The organism is Candidatus Limousia pullorum (assembly GCF_057405065.1).
Map to the genome: position 1 here is coordinate 1,006,450 of NZ_CM171614.1, position 17,910 is coordinate 1,024,359.

Annotated in this window: 14 protein-coding genes; 12 read left to right on the forward strand and 2 right to left on the reverse strand. The window is 42.4% G+C overall.

Annotation, left to right across the window (positions count from 1 at the left end):
- Nucleotides 1-74 precede the first annotated feature (74 nt).
- The 11 genes from CGICJO_RS04350 to CGICJO_RS04400 all read left to right on the forward strand — a co-directional run bounded on the left by CGICJO_RS04350 (nucleotide 75) and on the right by CGICJO_RS04400 (nucleotide 12,102).
- Nucleotides 75-3,026, forward strand: coding sequence for a YfhO family protein (locus tag CGICJO_RS04350; RefSeq protein ID WP_486499766.1), 2,952 nt, complete (start codon nucleotides 75-77; stop codon nucleotides 3,024-3,026).
- 251 nt (nucleotides 3,027-3,277) lie between these two features.
- On the forward strand, nucleotides 3,278-4,672 hold the full coding sequence (gene rsxC / locus CGICJO_RS04355; RefSeq protein ID WP_486499767.1) for an electron transport complex subunit RsxC: 1,395 nt from the start codon (nucleotides 3,278-3,280) through the stop codon (nucleotides 4,670-4,672).
- Nucleotides 4,662-5,618, forward strand: a complete 957-nt coding sequence (locus CGICJO_RS04360) for an RnfABCDGE type electron transport complex subunit D (protein WP_486499768.1) — start codon at nucleotides 4,662-4,664, stop codon at nucleotides 5,616-5,618. The genes rsxC and CGICJO_RS04360 overlap by 11 nt, the downstream gene beginning before the upstream one ends.
- Nucleotides 5,619-6,200, forward strand: coding sequence for an RnfABCDGE type electron transport complex subunit G (locus CGICJO_RS04365; RefSeq protein WP_486499769.1), 582 nt, complete (start codon nucleotides 5,619-5,621; stop codon nucleotides 6,198-6,200).
- A 3-nt stretch (nucleotides 6,201-6,203) separates the two neighbouring features.
- The gene (gene rsxE, locus CGICJO_RS04370; RefSeq protein WP_486499770.1) at nucleotides 6,204-6,899 is read left to right on the forward strand and encodes an electron transport complex subunit RsxE; all 696 of its coding nucleotides are present in this window, start codon (nucleotides 6,204-6,206) and stop codon (nucleotides 6,897-6,899) included.
- The gene (locus CGICJO_RS04375; RefSeq protein WP_486499771.1) at nucleotides 6,899-7,513 is read left to right on the forward strand and encodes an electron transport complex protein RnfA; all 615 of its coding nucleotides are present in this window, start codon (nucleotides 6,899-6,901) and stop codon (nucleotides 7,511-7,513) included. Before rsxE ends, CGICJO_RS04375 begins: the two co-directional genes overlap by 1 nt.
- A gap of 43 nt (nucleotides 7,514-7,556) precedes the next feature.
- Nucleotides 7,557-8,348, forward strand: coding sequence for an RnfABCDGE type electron transport complex subunit B (locus CGICJO_RS04380; protein ID WP_486499772.1), 792 nt, complete (start codon nucleotides 7,557-7,559; stop codon nucleotides 8,346-8,348).
- Nucleotides 8,349-8,509: 161 nt separating this feature from the next.
- Nucleotides 8,510-9,478 (forward strand): ABC transporter ATP-binding protein, encoded by a 969-nt coding sequence (locus CGICJO_RS04385; RefSeq protein WP_486499991.1) that lies wholly within the window; start codon nucleotides 8,510-8,512, stop codon nucleotides 9,476-9,478.
- Complete coding sequence (locus CGICJO_RS04390; protein WP_087376794.1) at nucleotides 9,478-10,182, forward strand: ABC transporter permease subunit; 705 nt, start codon at nucleotides 9,478-9,480, stop codon at nucleotides 10,180-10,182. The genes CGICJO_RS04385 and CGICJO_RS04390 overlap by 1 nt, the downstream gene beginning before the upstream one ends.
- A gap of 13 nt (nucleotides 10,183-10,195) precedes the next feature.
- Nucleotides 10,196-11,617, forward strand: a complete 1,422-nt coding sequence (locus tag CGICJO_RS04395) for a motility-associated ABC transporter substrate-binding family protein (RefSeq protein ID WP_486499773.1) — start codon at nucleotides 10,196-10,198, stop codon at nucleotides 11,615-11,617.
- 23 nt (nucleotides 11,618-11,640) lie between these two features.
- On the forward strand, nucleotides 11,641-12,102 hold the full coding sequence (locus tag CGICJO_RS04400) for a C-GCAxxG-C-C family protein (RefSeq protein WP_486499774.1): 462 nt from the start codon (nucleotides 11,641-11,643) through the stop codon (nucleotides 12,100-12,102).
- A gap of 51 nt (nucleotides 12,103-12,153) precedes the next feature.
- On the opposite strand, the gene CGICJO_RS04405 is transcribed toward CGICJO_RS04400, so the two are convergent.
- Nucleotides 12,154-12,999 carry a DegV family protein gene (locus CGICJO_RS04405; protein ID WP_486499775.1) on the reverse strand — a complete coding sequence of 282 codons (846 nt, stop codon included), beginning with the start codon at nucleotides 12,997-12,999 and terminating at the stop codon, nucleotides 12,154-12,156.
- Nucleotides 13,000-13,076: 77 nt separating this feature from the next.
- The gene (locus CGICJO_RS04410) at nucleotides 13,077-14,411 is read right to left on the reverse strand and encodes an MATE family efflux transporter (protein WP_087376802.1); all 1,335 of its coding nucleotides are present in this window, start codon (nucleotides 14,409-14,411) and stop codon (nucleotides 13,077-13,079) included.
- Nucleotides 14,412-14,672: 261 nt separating this feature from the next.
- Here CGICJO_RS04410 and CGICJO_RS04415 point away from each other — a divergent pair, with 261 nt between their 5' ends.
- Nucleotides 14,673-17,204: an AMP-binding protein gene (locus CGICJO_RS04415; protein ID WP_486499776.1), complete on the forward strand. Its 2,532-nt coding sequence runs from the start codon at nucleotides 14,673-14,675 to the stop codon at nucleotides 17,202-17,204.
- Nucleotides 17,205-17,910 lie beyond the last annotated feature (706 nt).

The window sequence follows — 17,910 nt, forward strand, 5'->3', positions numbered from 1 at the left end:
ATATTTTTTTACAGACGGAAGAAAAAATACAATAGTCTTTCGTTGATGCTATATTTTTTAAACGGAGGTAAATTATGACTGCAACCAGCAAGAGGTCTGATTTGAGAAAATTTTCCGGTCAGAAAAAAGAATCATTTTTGCATCGTCATAAGTATCTGCTCTGGTCTTTTTTGATACCATTTTTGATTATGGGAGTGGCGTTTGCCGTGGCGGGTATTGCGCCTTTTGGCAATAAGCAGATACTTGTAGTTGACCTGTGGCATCAGTATTATCCATTTTTGGTTAGCTTGCAGAACAAGCTTCAAAGCGGAGGTTCTCTGTTTTGGACTTGGGACGTGGGAATGGGTGTAAACTTCTTTGCACTTATGTCCTATTATCTGGCAAGTCCATTAAATTTTTTGACGGTGTTTATACCGCAAAGTATATTGACGGAGTTCCTTGCTTTTTCTGTTGTGTTTAAGATAGGAATTGCAGGCCTAAGCTTTGCAATCTTTTTAAGGTACACCTTTAAGATTAACAACTGGTCTTTGGTGATGTTTTCACCCATGTACGCCCTTTGTTCTTTCCTTATGGGTTATTACTGGAACGTAATCTGGCTTGACACTGTGGCAATTCTGCCCCTTGTTGTCACCGGCACAGTGGCTTTGATGAGAGAGGGAAAGTTTAAGCTTTACATAGTTTCCCTTGCCCTTTCAGTGCTTGCAAACTACTATATAGGACTTTTTACCTGTATATTTGTTTTGCTGTGCTATATAGGCTACAACATCTGCATGTGGGACGGCTTCAAGAAGTTTATGAAGCGTTTCGGAAGAATTGCACTTTCAACCTTAGTTGCTTTGGCAATAACAGCAATTCTCACATTGCCGGCATTTTTTGCTCTGCAAAATACCTATTCAACCACAAGCACTTTCCCGAAAACCTACGCCATAAATATAGGCGGTTCAAACGACCTTGAGGGAACACTTATTGCAATTCAAAAGGTTATTTCAAACAGCATAGCCTTTGTTGAACCCACCTCAAAAGAGGGACTTCCAAACATTTACTGCACATATGCGGCAATGTTCTTAGGACTTTTGAGTTTGCTTTCAGGAAAAATCAAGAAAAGAGAAAAAGTATTTAATTTATTTATGCTTGTTTTCTTTATAATGAGCTTTATTATAAGACAGCTGGACTATATATGGCACGGCTTCCATTTTACAAATATGCTTCCATACAGATTCAGCTTCCTTTTCAGCTTTGTACTTGTGACAATGGCATTTAGAGCATATTCACACATGGCGTTTTTCAATAAGTGGGATGTTATGCTTGCGGGAATTTTGGCTTTGATACCGATTATTCTCGCAATAGGCGTTCAGGAGACACTGCCTATAGTGCTGACCGTTGTAATTTTGGCAGCTTTGTTCATAATTGTATATCTTTTCACCACAAGAAAGATTTCAAGAAAAACCATGAACGGTATGCTCTCGATATTCCTTGTTGTTGAGTTTATAGCAAGCGCAGCTTTAGGTATCAACGCTGTGGGAGTTACCACAAAGGACGGATATCCGAGAGAGGGCGAAAGCGTTTCAAAGCTTTTAAATCAAATTGAGGAAAAAGAGTCCGGCACAAATGAATTTTTCAGAACAGAAATGACCACAACCCAGACTCTTAACGACGGAGCATTAAACGGCTACAACGGCATTTCACTTTTTGATTCAATGGCAAATGTAAACATAAGCTCATTTGCGGAAAACACAGGACTTACCGGAAGAAAATCCGGAAACAGATATTCCTACCGTGAAAGCTCACCTGTTACAAATCTTCTGTTTAACCTTAAATACCTTATTGCCCGTGACGGCAAGTACAATAACACATTGTACATGGAAGAGATTGCTCAGGAGGGCAATGTAAAGCTTATGGAGAACACAGCATATCTGCCTATCGGATTTATGGCAAATGAGGATATGCTGAAATACGAGGTTGACAAGACGGTGGACAATCCTATTGAAAATCAAAATGAGATTTTCTCCTATGCTACCGGAATTGACGAGGATGTTTTCACAATCCTTAATGTTGTCAGCCAGGGACACACAGACTATGCTGTTTTCCCGGTAAACAAGACCTCGGATTATAAATATTCTTTCTCAACAAATAACAGCGCAGTTGCGCCTCATCTCAAATACAATTACGAAATGCCGGAAGACGGTATGGTATGCTTCTATGCCAATATCACAAACGCCGACAGTCTTACTCTTTATGTAAATGACGAGAGTCAGGGTTCTTTTGATATAAGCAAGGCTTATGTTGCCTGCGGCGGAGTTTTCAATAAAGGCGATAAAATTTCCCTTTATGTTGACCTTGACGAGGGCGCAAGCGGAACTGCCACAGTTGTATGCGGATATTTCAACCAGGATGTTTTTGACGAGGGTTATGAAATTCTCAGCCAGAACACTTTGGAAACAACCTCATATACAGATTCTTCAATAGAGGGAACAATAACTGTTGACGAGGACGGCTTGTTCTACACATCAATTCCTTATGAAGAGGGCTGGAGAGCCTGGGTTGACGGAGAAGAGGTTGAAATAACTCCTGTAGGAAATGCAATGCTTGCATTCAGCCTTTCAGAGGGAACACACACTGTTAAGATGTCCTTTATTTCAAAGGGCTTTTGGCCGGGACTGCTGATATTTATCGGCGGCGTGGCTGTGTTTATAATAATGTGCCTTGTGGCTTGGATTACGGGAAGAAAGAGAGATAAGGGACTTTACAAGACCTTTAACGACGAACAGACCGGATATCCGGACGACGAACAGGCTTTGATTGAAGCTCAGGAAAGAGAAGAGAGAAAACGCCTTGAGGAGCTGGAACGCAAGCGCAAAGAAAGAGAAGAGCGTATGCTTCAAGAGGGCGAGTATTACAGCGGCGAAGAAAATACAGAGCCTGCGGAGGAGCTTTCCGAAACCACCAAAAGGGTATTGGAGTACGAAGAAATGCAGGCGGCTGAGGACTCAAAAACCGAGGACGGACAGGACAGTATACCGGAATAATACTTTAACAATTTAGGTCTTATCTTTTAAGCAAATGGAATAAAAAAATAAGCTTAGGGAAAGCCGAAATAAAAAGGACGGGCGTGCAGGAATGTACGTCTGTTTCTTTTTGTTATTATACTTTAAATCATTGAAAATAAAGGGGAAAAGTGATAAAATAAAGGTAATTTTTCGTGTGTTTGTGTTAAGTAAAACACAGGCGGATGAAAAAGGATGAAAAGAAATGTTCACAAAATCGGAGGTAATCTGAAATGAAAAACGTAAGTCTTACCTTTCCGGTGCGGCCGTTTTCAACAAGGGGCGGAGCGAAAGTTCCACACCGAAAGAATACAGCCGCTATGGAAACTGTTGTGATGCCTGCGCCGAAAGAAGTGATAATACCTATGTCACAGCATATAGGCGCTCCCTGCAATGTTATTGTAAGACCCGGCGACCATGTGGACGTTGGTCAGTCTATCGGAGAAAACGACAGCTTCGTAACTGCACCAATACACGCAAGTGTGTCCGGAACTGTTAAAAAAATAATAGATCTTAAAATGCCCAACGGCTCTAAGGTTAAAGCTGTGGTGATAGAGTCAGACGGAAAGATGACAAAATCACCTTACGCCGTACCACCTGCCGCAGAAACAAAGGAACAGCTTTTGCTTGCCATAAAGAGAAGCGGCTTGGTAGGCTTGGGCGGAGCGGGATTTCCTGCCCATGTAAAGCTGAGTATTCCACAGGATAAAAAAATTGATACCCTTATTATAAACGGTGCGGAGTGCGAACCCTACATCACATCCGACCACAGGGAAATACTTGAAAATTCATGGGATATACTCTCAGGAATTAAGATTGTAAAAGACCTTTTGGACGTACACCGTGTAATTATCGGAATTGAAAGCAACAAGCCGGACGCTATAAAGGTGCTTTCCCAGATTGCGGACAATGAAGCCGCAGACCCGGACGATGAGGTTAGAATATTAACACTTAAATCCTCTTACCCACAGGGTGCAGAGAAAGTTTTAATAAGGGCTTGTACCGGAAGAAAAGTACCTGCCGGAAAGCTTCCTGCGGACGTTGGCTGTGTTGTTATGAATGTAACCTCCGTTGCGTTTATTGCAAAGTATCTTAAAACAGGTATTCCCCTTGTTTCAAAGAGAATTACAGTTGACGGAAGCGCAATAAAAGAGCCTAAAAATGTTATAGTTCCTTTGGGTACACCTATTAAGGATGTTATTGAGTTCTGCGGAGGCTATAAGTGCGAGCCTAAGAAAATTTTGATGGGCGGCCCTATGATGGGTATTGCTTTGACAGACGACAGTATGCCTGTTTTAAAGCAGAACAACGCAATTTTGGCTTTTGACGAAAAGGACGCAAAGCTTGCAGAGGAAACCGACTGCATACGCTGCGGAAAATGTCTTAAAAGCTGTCCTATGTCTTTGATGCCGGAAGCTATTGCCGGCTGTGTAAAGCGTGGGGATGTCAGCGGTTTGGAAAAGCTCAATGTTATGACCTGTATGGAGTGCGGAAGCTGCGCCTTTAACTGTCCTGCTCACAAGCACCTTGTGCAGACCATAAGAGAGGGCAAGTCAATGGTGAGAGCCGAAGCTATGAAAAAAGCCGAAGAACAGAAGAAAGAGGAGGCAAAGAAGAATGAACAGTAATATGTATGTTTCCGCTTCCCCTCATCTGAGAAGCGGCATTTCCACCACATCGATTATGAGGGATGTTATTATAGCCCTTTTGCCCTCAGTTGTTGCCGGAAGTATTATTTTCGGTGTAAGAGCATTGCTTATTGTGGCTCTTACAGTGGCTTCCTGCGTTGTTTCCGAGTATATTTCAAGAAAGGTAATGAAGAGAAACAACACAATAGGGGACTTGTCCGCAGTTGTAACAGGCGTTTTGCTGGGACTTAACTATCCGGTGGGAATTAACCCGGTTATGGCTGTGTTCGGCGGAGTTGTAGCAATAGTTGTGGTAAAGCAGATGTTCGGCGGAATAGGCCAGAACTTTGTAAACCCTGCATTGGCTGCAAGAATTATTCTCCTTGTTTCTTTCCCGACAGATATGACCACATGGGCATCTCCTTTCTACTATACACAGGGAGCTGTTGACGCAGTTACAAGCGCAACACCTTTGGCTCAGAACGCCGCAGGAACCTTCAGCGGTTCTTATCTTGATTTGTTTTTGGGAAATGTGGGAGGCTGTATCGGTGAAACCTGCGCCCTTGCAATTCTTCTGGGCGGAATTTACCTTATTGCAAGAAAGGTTATAAGCCCTATAATCCCTGTTACATATATAGCCACAGTTTTTGTTTTGGCTTTTGTTATGGGTCAGGACCCACTGTTCCATATACTCAGCGGCGGTGTTATGCTTGGAGCGTTTTTCATGGCTACCGACTACACAACCTCACCTATAACCTCAAAGGGAAAGGTTATTTTCGCTATGGGCTGCGGACTTATGACAATGCTCATAAGAGTTTACGCAAACCTGCCGGAGGGAGTTTCCTTCTCTATTGTGCTTATGAATATACTTGTTCCTCACATTGAAAACCTCACAAGACCAAAGGCTTTCGGTGAGATAAAGAAAAAAATAAAGGGGGATAAGTAAATGAAAAATTCAAGACTTAAAGAAATCCTTATCCCTACAGTTTCGCTTTTTGTAATCTGTCTTTGCGTTACAGCTTTACTTGCCGTTACAAATGCGGTTACAAAGGACGCCATTGCCTACCAGCAGGAGCTTTCCGCCGCAGAGTCAAGACAGGCAGTATGTCCCGATGCTGTGGACTTTGAAAAGGTTGAGTACGATGTTCAGGGCGTTGAATGTTACAAGGCTTTGGACGAAAGCGGAAACCTTATAGGCTATGCCATTTCCTCTGCTTCCCGTGGATACGGCGGAGATGTTAAGGTTATGACCGGAATAAACGCAGAGGACGGCTCTGTAATCGCTATAAATGTTTATGACAACTCAGGAGAAACCCCGGGTCTTGGCGTAAATACTTCAGGGGAGAAGTTCACCTCCCAGTTTGCGGGACTTTCCTCAGGTACGGGAGTTACAGTTGACAAGGACGCAGGAAAAAATCCTGACAGCGTGGCTGTTGACTCTGTAACAGGTGCAACTATCTCATCCCGTGCGGTTACAAATGCGGTAAATCAGGCTTTTGAAGCCTACAATGCGGTAAAGGAGGGGTAATTTATGGAAAAGAAATCACTTTTCAAGGAATTTTCCAAAGGAATAATCAAAGAAAACCCCGTTTTGTGTCTTGTTTTGGGAACCTGCCCAACCTTGGCGGTAACAACCTCGGCTTCAAACGCTATAGGAATGGGCGTTGCCGCAACTGCGGTTTTGGTTTGCTCAAATATGGTTATCTCCCTTTTGAGAAAGGTAATACCGGGAAAGGTAAGAATTCCCGCATACATAACAATAATCGCAGGCTTTGTTACTATAGTTCAAATGCTTGTGCAGGCTTTTGCCCCTGCAATAAACGACAGCCTGGGAATTTATCTTCCGCTTATAGTTGTTAACTGCATTATTTTGGGAAGAGCCGAAATGTTTGCAAGTAAAAACAAGGTTATCCCATCAATGCTTGACGGTTTGGGAATGGGCGTAGGCTTTACCGCCGCAATGCTTCTTATGGGTATGATAAGAGAGCTTTTCGGCGCAGGCTCATTGTTCGGAATACCGATACTTTCAAACTTCATGTCACCGATAATAGCCTTTATTCTTCCTCCGGGAGGATTTTTTGTGTTCGGTATGCTTATCGCCCTTGCAAATAAGCTCAACGGCGGAAAGGGCAAAGCACCGGAAGAGGTTGGCTGTGCCGGATGTCCTATGAAAAACAGATGTCAGAATATAAAAGACGGCTGTAAAACAAAGGAGGGTGAAGCATAATGGGAACAGTACAGAGTCTTGTAAGCGTTTTCCTTGCGGCTATCCTTACGGAAAACTATGTATTAAGTAAATTTTTGGGTATCTGCCCATTTTTGGGAGTTTCCAAAAAGGTAAACACAGCTTTGGGCATGAGCTGTGCGGTAACATTCGTTATGGTGCTTGCCACAGCGGTAACATGGCCTATATATACAGGAATACTTGTGCCTAACAATCTGGCTTACCTGCAAACAATCGTGTTTATTTTGGTTATTGCAGGTCTTGTACAGCTGGTTGAAATTGCACTTAAAAAATATATGCCTCCTCTTTACAATTCACTTGGAATTTATCTGCCCCTTATAACCACAAACTGTGCGGTTTTGGGCGTTACCATGCTGGTTTTGGAAAAAGCCGCCGCAGACCCAACATATGGTTACGGTCATGCGCTGGTAAACGCTTTCGGTGCAGGTATAGGATTTTTGGTTGCAATGGTTATGTTTGCAGGCGTTAGACAAAGACTTGAAACCTGCGACATACCGAAAAGTCTTAAAGGACTTCCTATAACACTTGTTGCGGCTTCCCTTACCTCTTTGAGCTTTTTGGGATTTTCGGGACTTGTTGAAGGTCTTATGGGCTGATTGCCAAAAAACAGATGATAATTGATTGTAAGGAGAAATTGATATGAACGAGATTTTAATTGCGGTTTTAATTGTAGCCGCAATGGGTTTGATAATCGGACTTATCCTTGCCGTGGCTTCTGTTATTATGGCTGTGCCAAAGGACGAAAAGGCAGAGGCTGTTTTGGAGGTTTTGCCGGGAGCTAACTGCGGCGCCTGCGGATATTCAGGATGCTCAGGATATGCAAAGGCACTTGCCCACGGAGAAGCCCAGCCGGGACTTTGCTCACCGGGCGGCGAGGAATGCGTAAAGGCTATAGCCAAGGTTTTGGGAGTTGAAGCCGGTGCAATAGAGAGAAAAACCGCTGTTGTTAAATGCGACGGAACAGCGGAAAACTCACCTCTTAAAATGGAGTATCAGGGAATAACCACCTGTGCCGCTGCAGCCGCTCTTCACGGAGGAACAAAAAATTGTTCTTACGGCTGTATAGGCTTCGGCGACTGTGTAAATGTCTGCGAATACGACGCAATAGCTGTTGAGGACAACGTGGCAAGAATAAATCCTGCAAAGTGCAAAAGCTGCGGAATGTGCGTAAAGACCTGCCCCAAGCACCTCATCTCCATTGTACCCCTTAAAAAGCAGGCTGTGGTTATGTGCAGCAACTGCGACAAGGGAGCCGCTGCAACTGCGGCATGCAGAACAGCCTGCATAGCCTGCATGAAGTGCGCTAAAACCTGTCCTGTTGGAGCTATAAAAATAGAAAATTTACATGCTGTTGTAAACCCTCAGCTTTGTACAGGATGCGGAGAGTGCGCAAAGGTATGTCCAAAGAACTGTATCGGCATGATGCAGTGACAATACAGGTGAAATAATTATGAATTTTTGTGAATAAAAATTGATTTTTCACAAAAAGAATGAAAAATCCCCGGTATTTGCAGTATAATTATACAAGCCGGGGATTTTTCTCTGTTTATAAGAAAATATACGGAGTACAGGAGTGAGTAAAGTTGATAGAAGTGTCAAAATTGTCCAAGGCGTACGGAAAGCTTAACGCCATACAGGACATAAGCTTCACCGTGGACAAAGGCGAAATACTGGGACTTTTGGGTCCTAACGGCGCCGGAAAATCCACAACAATGAATATTATTACAGGTTATCTTGGGAAAACATCGGGAAAGGTGACAATAGACGGTATTGACGTTTCCGAAAAGCCTAAGGAGGCAAAAAAGAAGGTGGGTTACCTTCCGGAAATTCCACCGCTCTATACGGATATGACCGTTGAGAAATTTTTGGGCTTTGTCTTTGATTTGAAAGGCATAGAGCTTCCAAAAAAGGAACACATTGCTGAGATTATGAAAACCGCAGGCATCTCAAATGTTTCCGGCAGAATAATAAAGAACCTTTCAAAAGGTTACAAACAGCGTGTGGGCTTTGCTCAGGCATTGCTGGGATATCCGCCTGTTTTGGTTTTGGACGAGCCTACAGTTGGACTTGACCCAAATCAGATAATTGAATTCAGAAAGCTCATAAAAAGTCTGGGAAAGAAGCACACAATTATTTTTTCATCCCATATTCTTTCTGAGGTTTCTGAAATCTGCGACAGAATAGTTGTTATTGCTCAGGGAAAGGTTGTCACCGACGAGAAAACCTCAAACCTTGCTCAGAAGTTCTCAGGTGCGCCTAAGATTGTTGTTGATATTCAGGGTCCAAGCGCAGAGGTTTGTCAGGCTTTAAGAGAAATCGACGGCGTTTTGAAAACAGAGCTTATCTCCGAGGAAAACGGAGAGGTTAAGATAAGAATTACTCATAAGTCGGATATAGATATCCGTCAAAACATATTTACTGTTATGGCGGCTAAGAATTATCCGATTTTGGAAATGGGCAAAGTAGAGCTTAGTTTGGAAGAGCTTTATCTCCAGCTTACCGCTTCTTCCGAAAATTCTCAGAACAACACAGAAAAAACGGGAAAGAGAGGTAAGAAATAATGGCTGCTGTACTTAAAAGAGAGCTTGGCTCTTATTTTCGTTCCCCAATCGGATATACAATAATAGCGATTTTTTATTTCTTTGCAAATATATTCTTTAACATGTATTGCCTGAGCTACAATTCCGGCAATATGAGCTCAGTGTTTAAGAATACATTTTTGATTGTACTTTTTATAATCCCTATAATCACAATGAAAACATTCAGCGAGGACAAAAAGCTGGGAACAGATAAACTGCTTTTGACTTCTCCTGTGTCCACCGGACGAATTGTTTTCGGAAAATATTTAAGTGCAATGATTATTTATGTAATCTGCCTTTTGATTTTTGTGGTTCATGGACTTATCATTGAATACTTCTCTACAGCTCAGTGGTCTGTAATTTTGTGTACGGTTTTGGGACTTGCCCTTATGGGTTCTGCAATAATATCCATAGGCCTTTTCATTTCCTCACTTACAGAAAGCCAGGTTATCGCCTGTGTGGGAACTCTGGGCGTTGGATTTTTCCTTTACATAATGGACGTGCTTGCAAATTTGGCAAATAATGCTATTGTATCCTATGTTGTAGGCGTGTTCACCTTTATTCAGCGTTTTTCAAACTTTACTTTGGGTATATTCAACCCTGCCGATGTTTTGTATTTCCTCAGTGTAACATGTTTGTTCCTCTGGTTTACAATGAAGTCTTTCGGCAAAAACAGCAGAAGTTAAGGAGGCGTGAACAGTGAAAAAGAAAAAATTATCTTCAGTAATTTTTACGCTCCTGCTTATTGTTGTTTTAATAGGCGTAAATATCGGAGCGTCAGCCTTGGTTGATAAATATCCGTCACTTCAGGTGGATTTCACCGTAGGCAAAAACTTTGAGCTTTCCTCAGAGATGGAGGAATACCTTGATACAGTTGAAACAGATGTAAAGTTTACTGTATTGATGACAGAGGAAGCCTTTGAAAACAGCGGCTCCTATTACATGCAGATAAACACTCTTCTCAAGAAGATGGCTCTTTACAACGAGCATATAACAGTGGAATATGTGGACTTGAACAACACTCCTACCTTTTCCGAGAACTACGACAGGATAAACTGGGACGATACAACAGAGTATCTCATGCTTGTTGAAAGCGGCGAAAATTATCTTATTTTGGATATGGACGATGTTTTTGAATCAGGCGTTGACTATTCCACATTGTCAAAATACATCACCGCTTCAAAGTTTGAGCAGGCGGCGGCAACTGCAATATTCAATGTAACAACCACTGAAAAGCCGAAGGTTGTATTCCTCAAAGGTGTAGGTGAGGGTGACTACAGCGGTTTATCAACACTCTTGCAAAACAACGCATTTGAGGTTGAGGAGATAAACCTTACCACAACCGACATTCCTGAGGATGCAGATTTTGTTGTGCTGTTTGCTCCTTCAGTTGACCTTACCGATGCGGCAAAGGACAGACTTTACACATATCTTGACGATGGCAGACAGGACGGCGCAAACTTTATCTACATGCCAAGCTATGAAGAGGTTGACTGTCCGAATATTGACAGTATTCTTGAGCATTACAGCCTTGCAATAGGTTCAGGAATTGTTTTTGAAACAGATTCATCATATCTTATATCCTCAGAAAGTCTGTACCTTACTTTGGTTGACTACAACGGCAAAATTTTCATGGATGGACTTACAAACGACAATGTTCCTGTAGTATTCCCATATGCAAGACCTGTTGAAATACTGGAAGAGTCAGAGAGCGTACAGGGAATGCTTTATTCCTCAACAGGCGCAGGAATTTATCCATTTGATGCAGGAGATGATTTCAACTACGAGGATGTTCTCACAGAAGAGGAAATCCCTGTAGCAGTTATCAGCAGTTTGGAAAATTCAAACACAATAGTTTTCGGTTCCTGTGACGCTTTTGCAGAGGCACTTCTTAACAACGGAAGCTACAACAACGGCCCTTACTTTGTAAACGTGTTCAATACACTGGCTGAAAAATCCTCTCCTGATATTGTTATCGAGAGCAAGTCTTTCAGCGCATACGGTTTGGGACTTACAAGCTATTCACAGGTTGAAGTTCTTTCATTTATTCTCAGATTTGTGGCTCCTGCATTGATATTGGTTGCCGGTATCGTTGTGTTCATCAGAAGAAGAAACAAATAATCTTTTAACGTGAGGCGGTTTAAATGAGCGATAAGGGTAAATTGGCAAGAGAAAATTTTAACAGAGGATGTAACTGCGCTCAGTCTGTGGCGGTAACTTTCTGCGAGGAATGTGGGTTTGACCGTGAAACCATGATGAAGCTTTCCTGCTCTTTCGGTGCGGGAATGGGCAGACTCCGTGAGGTTTGCGGAGCGGTCAGCGGTATGCTTTTGGTTGCGGGAATGCTTTATGCTTCCGATGACCCGACAGATGACGACGCAAAAGCCCAGCATTACGAGAGGGTTCAGGAGCTGGCTTTTAAGTTTAAAGAAAAGCACGGAACTTTTATATGCCGTGAGCTTCTTGGACTTGACATTGACGGAGCCGACGACCCCACACCCTCCAAGCGCACAGAAGAATATTATCAGACACGCCCCTGCGGAGATTTCATAGAGGACGGAGCAAATATTCTTATGGATTATATAAATAAACATCCTTATAAATAAAACAAAAACGGGAATTGCACAGTAAAAATGCAATTCCCGTTTCTTTTTAAATTATTTTCTGATAAACAAAATACCCAAAGTATTTGGACCGCAGTGGGTTGTTATGGTACAGCCGGCTGTGGTTTCAAGAAACTCCCCGAAATCAGGGCATATCTCTCTAACTTTTTTCTCAACAGCTTTTATAACCGCAGGGTCACATTTTGTGTGGGTTATAAATATCCTTGTTTTGTCTATGTCATCTCTTCCGGTAAGTCTTTCGGTCACATAATCAATAATAACCTTTTCAAACTTTCCTCTGTATTTTTTGCCCACATCCATTTTGCCGTCTATAACCTCTATGCAGGGTTTAAGTCTTAAAAGATTTGCGCCCAAAGCGGAAACGGCAGAGCATCTTCCGCCTTTGTAGAGATAATTAAGACTGTCTATAACAAAGCTTGCCTCTACCTTTTTTGCAAGCTTTGTGCAGTGCTCGAAAATTTCCTTTGCATCGTGTCCCTTTTGAGCCATCTCAGCGCCGTGAAGCACCAAAAGTCCCTGACCGGTGGAAAGATTTCTTGAATCCACAACAAACACGTTGTTGAAATTCTGTGCCGCAATGCAGGCGTTTTGATATGTGCTGGAAAACTCACTGCTTATTGTAAAATGTACAATGCTGTATCCCTGGTCATGCCAGTACTTAAAAACCTCGGCGTAGTCTGCAACATTTACTGCGCTGGTGGTGGGGAGCTTTCCCGTATTTGCCACATAATCATAAATGTCGTCCGGAGTAATGTCTATTCCGTCCTTGCCGCTTTTCCCGTTCATAGTTACAAAAAGAGGGGTTACGGCTATGTCGTACTTTTTCAGAAGCTCCGGTGAAAGGTCACAGGTGCTGTCGGAAATGATTTTTACATTCATCAAATTTTACCTCCCATGTGAAAACTTTCTTTCAATCCCGTAAGAACAATTATATTATAACTCTTTAACTTTAGTTATTACAAGGGATTTTTGGACATTTTTCTTTGTATAAAATAATAAGACAAAATACCCGTTATATCGGCTAAAATCCAGCCTATTGGAACTGACCACCATATGCCGAAAACTCCGATTTGAGGAATTGCGGAAAGTCCATAGGCGAGAACTACACGGCTTCCCAGTGAAATCACAGTGAGAACCACTGACATTCCCGGCTTTCCTATTGCACGGAAAAGTCCGTACAGCAGGAACAAAACGCCTATTCCTATATAGAAAGCGCCCTCAATCCTCAGATAATCAACGCCGCAGGAGATTATATCGATTTCAGAATAGTCGATAAACAATCCCATAAGCTGAGGGGCAAATATAAATATGCAAAGTGAAACAATGATACAGAAAACAGTGACGGAAATTAAGGCGGTTTTTATACCGCTTTTTATTCTGTCGTTTTTCTTTGCGCCGTAGTTTTGGGCTATAAATGTGGAAAATGCGTTTCCGAAGTCCTGAACAGGCATGTATGCAAAGGCGTCGATTTTCACTGCGGCAGCAAAAGCTGCCATAACAACGCTTCCGAAGCTGTTTACAAGACCTTGAACCATAAGTATTCCGAAATTCATAACCGACTGCTGAACGCAGGTTAAAAATGAAAATCCGGCAACCTCTTTTATGCTGCCAAAGGTAAAAGAAAACTTTTTTCTAAGGAAAGGATATTTCAAAAGGGCGTAAACTCCTATTCCTATTCCTGAAACATACTGGGCAATAACTGTAGCCCAGGCGGCTCCGGCAACGCCAAACTTGAAAACCGCCACAAAAAGCAGGTCAAGTCCGATATTTAAAACTGCGGAAATTCCCAGATAAATAAGCGGAACGACGGAATTTCCCACGGAACGCAAAAGACAGGAAAAGAAATTATACAGGAAAGTGGCGGCAATGCCCCAGAATATGACCACCAGATATTCCCTCATCAAAGCTATGGTATCGGACGGAACCTGTAGAAAAATAAGAATTTCGTCGATAAAAAGAAAAACCAATGCGTTTAAAACAACCGTTACAACAGCGATTAAGAAAAAAGCTCCGTGAACGCTGTTTTGAAAACCTTTTTCGTCACGCTGTCCGAATTTTATTGAAAACAAAGCGCCGCTTCCCATGCAAAGACCCAGCAAAACCGAGGTTATAAACGTCATAAGAGTAAAGGAGGAACCGACCGCCCCGAGAGCGTTGGAGCCTAAAACTCGTCCGACAATAAGTGTGTCGGCTATGTTGTAGCACTGCTGTAAAAGATTGCCCAAAATCATAGGCAGAGCGAAAAGAAACATGGTTTTCAGCACAGGGCCTTTTGTAAGGTCTTTTTCCATACAAACACTCCCAAATCCATTTTATTACAAAATATTATAACAAGCTGTTAAAAGACTGTCAATTTGTGGTTTTAGTTTTAATCTAACATAATGCACAAAAACTATTGACAAAAATTTGCTAAATTGATATTATATGTGTATAATGGGAAATTTTCGTAAGGTAAAACGTTCTTGCTTTAAGACGTTACAATATAAAATTTCTTTGTTTTATATTTTGGAAAAATAAAATAGGGATAAAAAATTATGAAAGGGTAGTTGTTTATGAAGCTTGCATTTTCCACAGTTGGATGTCCTGACTATAACTGGACTGAAATATATTCAATGGCAAAAGACTTGGGCTTTCAGGGTATTGAAATGAGAGTTACCGGGGGAGAATATTTTTCTCTTCATGCCCGCCCTTTTAAGGCTGAAAATATTGAAAGCACTTTAAGCGATTTGAAGAAAAGACATCTTGAAATTCCATGTCTTTCTTCAAACTGCAGTTTGAAATATAAAGAAAAAACCGAAGAAAACATAATGAAGCTTATGGAGTACATAGAGCTTGCCTACAAGCTGGGAACTCCATACATAAGAATACTCGCCGACGAGCACGCAAAAGAAGAGGGAGAAGTGGACGACAACCATGTAATTGAAGTCCTCAAAAAGCTTATGCCCTTTGCAGAGGTTAAAAACGTAACTCTCCTTGTGGAAACAAACGGAGTTTACGCAGACACCTCAAGACTTAAAAATCTTTTGGACAGTGTTCCCAGCGACAACATAGGCGCTCTCTGGGATATTCACCACCCATACCGTTTTAAAAACGAACAGCCTGAGGAAACCATAAGAAATCTGGGCGCATATGTAAAATATGTACATGTTAAGGACTCCGTTATGGACGGGGACAAGGTTTCCTATCGTCTTATGGGTGAGGGCGATATTCCATTTGAAAAAGCTTGGAAGTCCCTTGAGTCAATAAACTATGAGGGTTATATTTCCTTTGAGTGGGTTAGAAACTATGCTCCGGATTTGGAAAACGCCGGCGTTGTGTTCCCTCATTTTATCCACTACATGAGCCAGTATATCTCACAGGCAGAGCTTACCGGCAGACTTTACGACAATGCAAGAAAAACAGGTAAATATGTATGGCCTAAGGAGCACCTTATCGACCTTACATTCCCTCAGGTGCTTGACAGAATGGCTGAGGAATTCCCTGACCAGCAGGCATTTAAATATTACGAGCTGGACTATGACAGAACCTACAGCCAGTTCCGTGACGATGTTGACACCTTTGCCCGTTCACTTATCGCTCTGGGCGTAAAGCCGGGCGACCATGTGGCAATCTGGGCGACAAATATTCCCCAGTGGTACATTACTTTCTGGGCAACCACAAAAATAGGCGCAGTTTTGGTTACTGTAAACACCGCCTATAAAATCCACGAGGCAGAATTTTTGCTCCGTCAGTCCGATACCCACACCCTTGTTATGATCGACGGCTACAAGGATTCCAATTATTCGGAGATTATCGGCGAGCTTTGCCCCGAGCTTAAAACAGCCAACAAATACAGACCTCTCTTTATGAAGCGTCTGCCGTTCCTGAGAAATATTATCACCTGCGGCTTTGAAAAAGAGGGCTGCTACACTTGGGAAGAAGCCATAGAGCTTTCAAACCATGTTCCTATTGAAGAGGTTTACCGCCGTGCTTCCGCAGTTGACAAGGACGACGTATGCAATATGCAGTACACCTCCGGCACAACAGGCTTCCCTAAGGGCGTAATGCTCACCCACTATAATGTTGTAAACAACGGAAAGGCAATAGGCGACTGCATGGACTTGTCCACCGCCGATCGTCTTATGATACAGGTTCCTATGTTCCACTGCTTCGGAATGGTTCTCGCCATGACCGCATCCATGACCCACGGAACCACAATGTGTCCGATAACTGCATTTTCACCGAGAAAGGGACTTGCCTGCATAACTCAGGAGAAAATCACCGCATTCCACGGTGTTCCCACAATGTTTATAGCCATGCTTGGACATCCTGACTTTGAGAAAACAGACTTTTCTCATATGCGCACGGGAATTATGGCCGGAAGCCCATGCCCGATAAAGGTTATGGAGGACGTTATAAACAAAATGCACATGGATGAAATCTGCATAACCTACGGACAGACGGAAGCTTCCCCTGCCTGCACCATGAGCAAAACTACAGACACCATAGAAACAAGAGTTGCCACAGTAGGCGGTAACATATTCGGCGTTGAATGTAAAATTGTTGACCCTGAAACAGGCGAGGACTTGCCTGTAAATGTGGACGGCGAGTTTGTTGCCCGTGGCTATAACATAATGAAAGGCTACTACAAAATGCCGGAAGCCACAGCGGCGGCAATCGACAAGGACGGCTGGCTCCACACCGGCGACATGGCACGCATGGACGAAAACGGCAACTACAAAATAACCGGACGAATCAAAGACATGATTATCCGTGGAGGAGAGAACATCTATCCAAAGGAGATAGAGGACTTCATATACACCCATCCAAAGGTTAAAGACGTACAGGTAATCGGAGTTCCTGACAAGGATTACGGCGAGGAAATCATGGCATGTGTTATCCTCAAAGAGGGCGAAACCTCCACAGAGGAAGAGATAAAAGAGTACGTTGCCTCCCACATGGCAAAGCACAAAACACCACGTTATGTTGACTTTGTTGACTCCTTTATGATGAACGCCGCAGGAAAAATCCTGAAATACAAAATGCGTGAGGAAGCTGTCAAGAAATTAGGACTCCAGCAAGCCGCCTCCATAGAAACCGCTTAATTTATATCCGACCTGCATAGGTTTCATCTAATCCTTATGTTCTGCACAGGTCGGGCGAGTTTTTTGTTTCCGCCTTGCAGGGGTTTAGCTTGGAAATAGACTTCGTTACAAGGCGGGCGAGACGTTTTTTTAAGCGACTTAGAATGGTTCGCTCTCATTTAAGCTTTCTATTTCCGACCTGCATAGTTTTCATCTAATCCTTATGTTCTGCAGAGGTCAGGCGAGTTTTTTGTTTCCGCCTTGCAGGGGTTTAGCTTGGAAATAGACTTCGTTTCAAGGCGGGCGAGACGTTTTGTTAAGTGGTTTAGAGTGGCTCGCTCTCATTTGAGTTTTTTATTTCCGCCTTGCAAAGGTTTAGTTTTGAAATAAACTTCGTTTCAAGGTGGGCGAGACGTTTTGTTAAGTGGTTTAGAGTGACTCGCTCTCATTTGGGTTTTTTGTTTCCGCCTTGCAAGGGGTTGTTTTGAAATAAACTTTGTTTCAAGGCGGGCGAGACGTTTTGTTAAGTGGTTTAGAGAGGGGTGCTTTTGGCTAAGTCTTTATATGTGACTTTTCATTATTAAATATTATACTATTCAAAATTTCAGCCGTGGTTTAATTACCACGGCTTTTAATATGTTTTATTTTTTACTATAATAACTTAATAAATTTTAAAGAAAAAATATCATGAGAAACAATAGGAGAATAGTTCTTTAAAATAAACTGT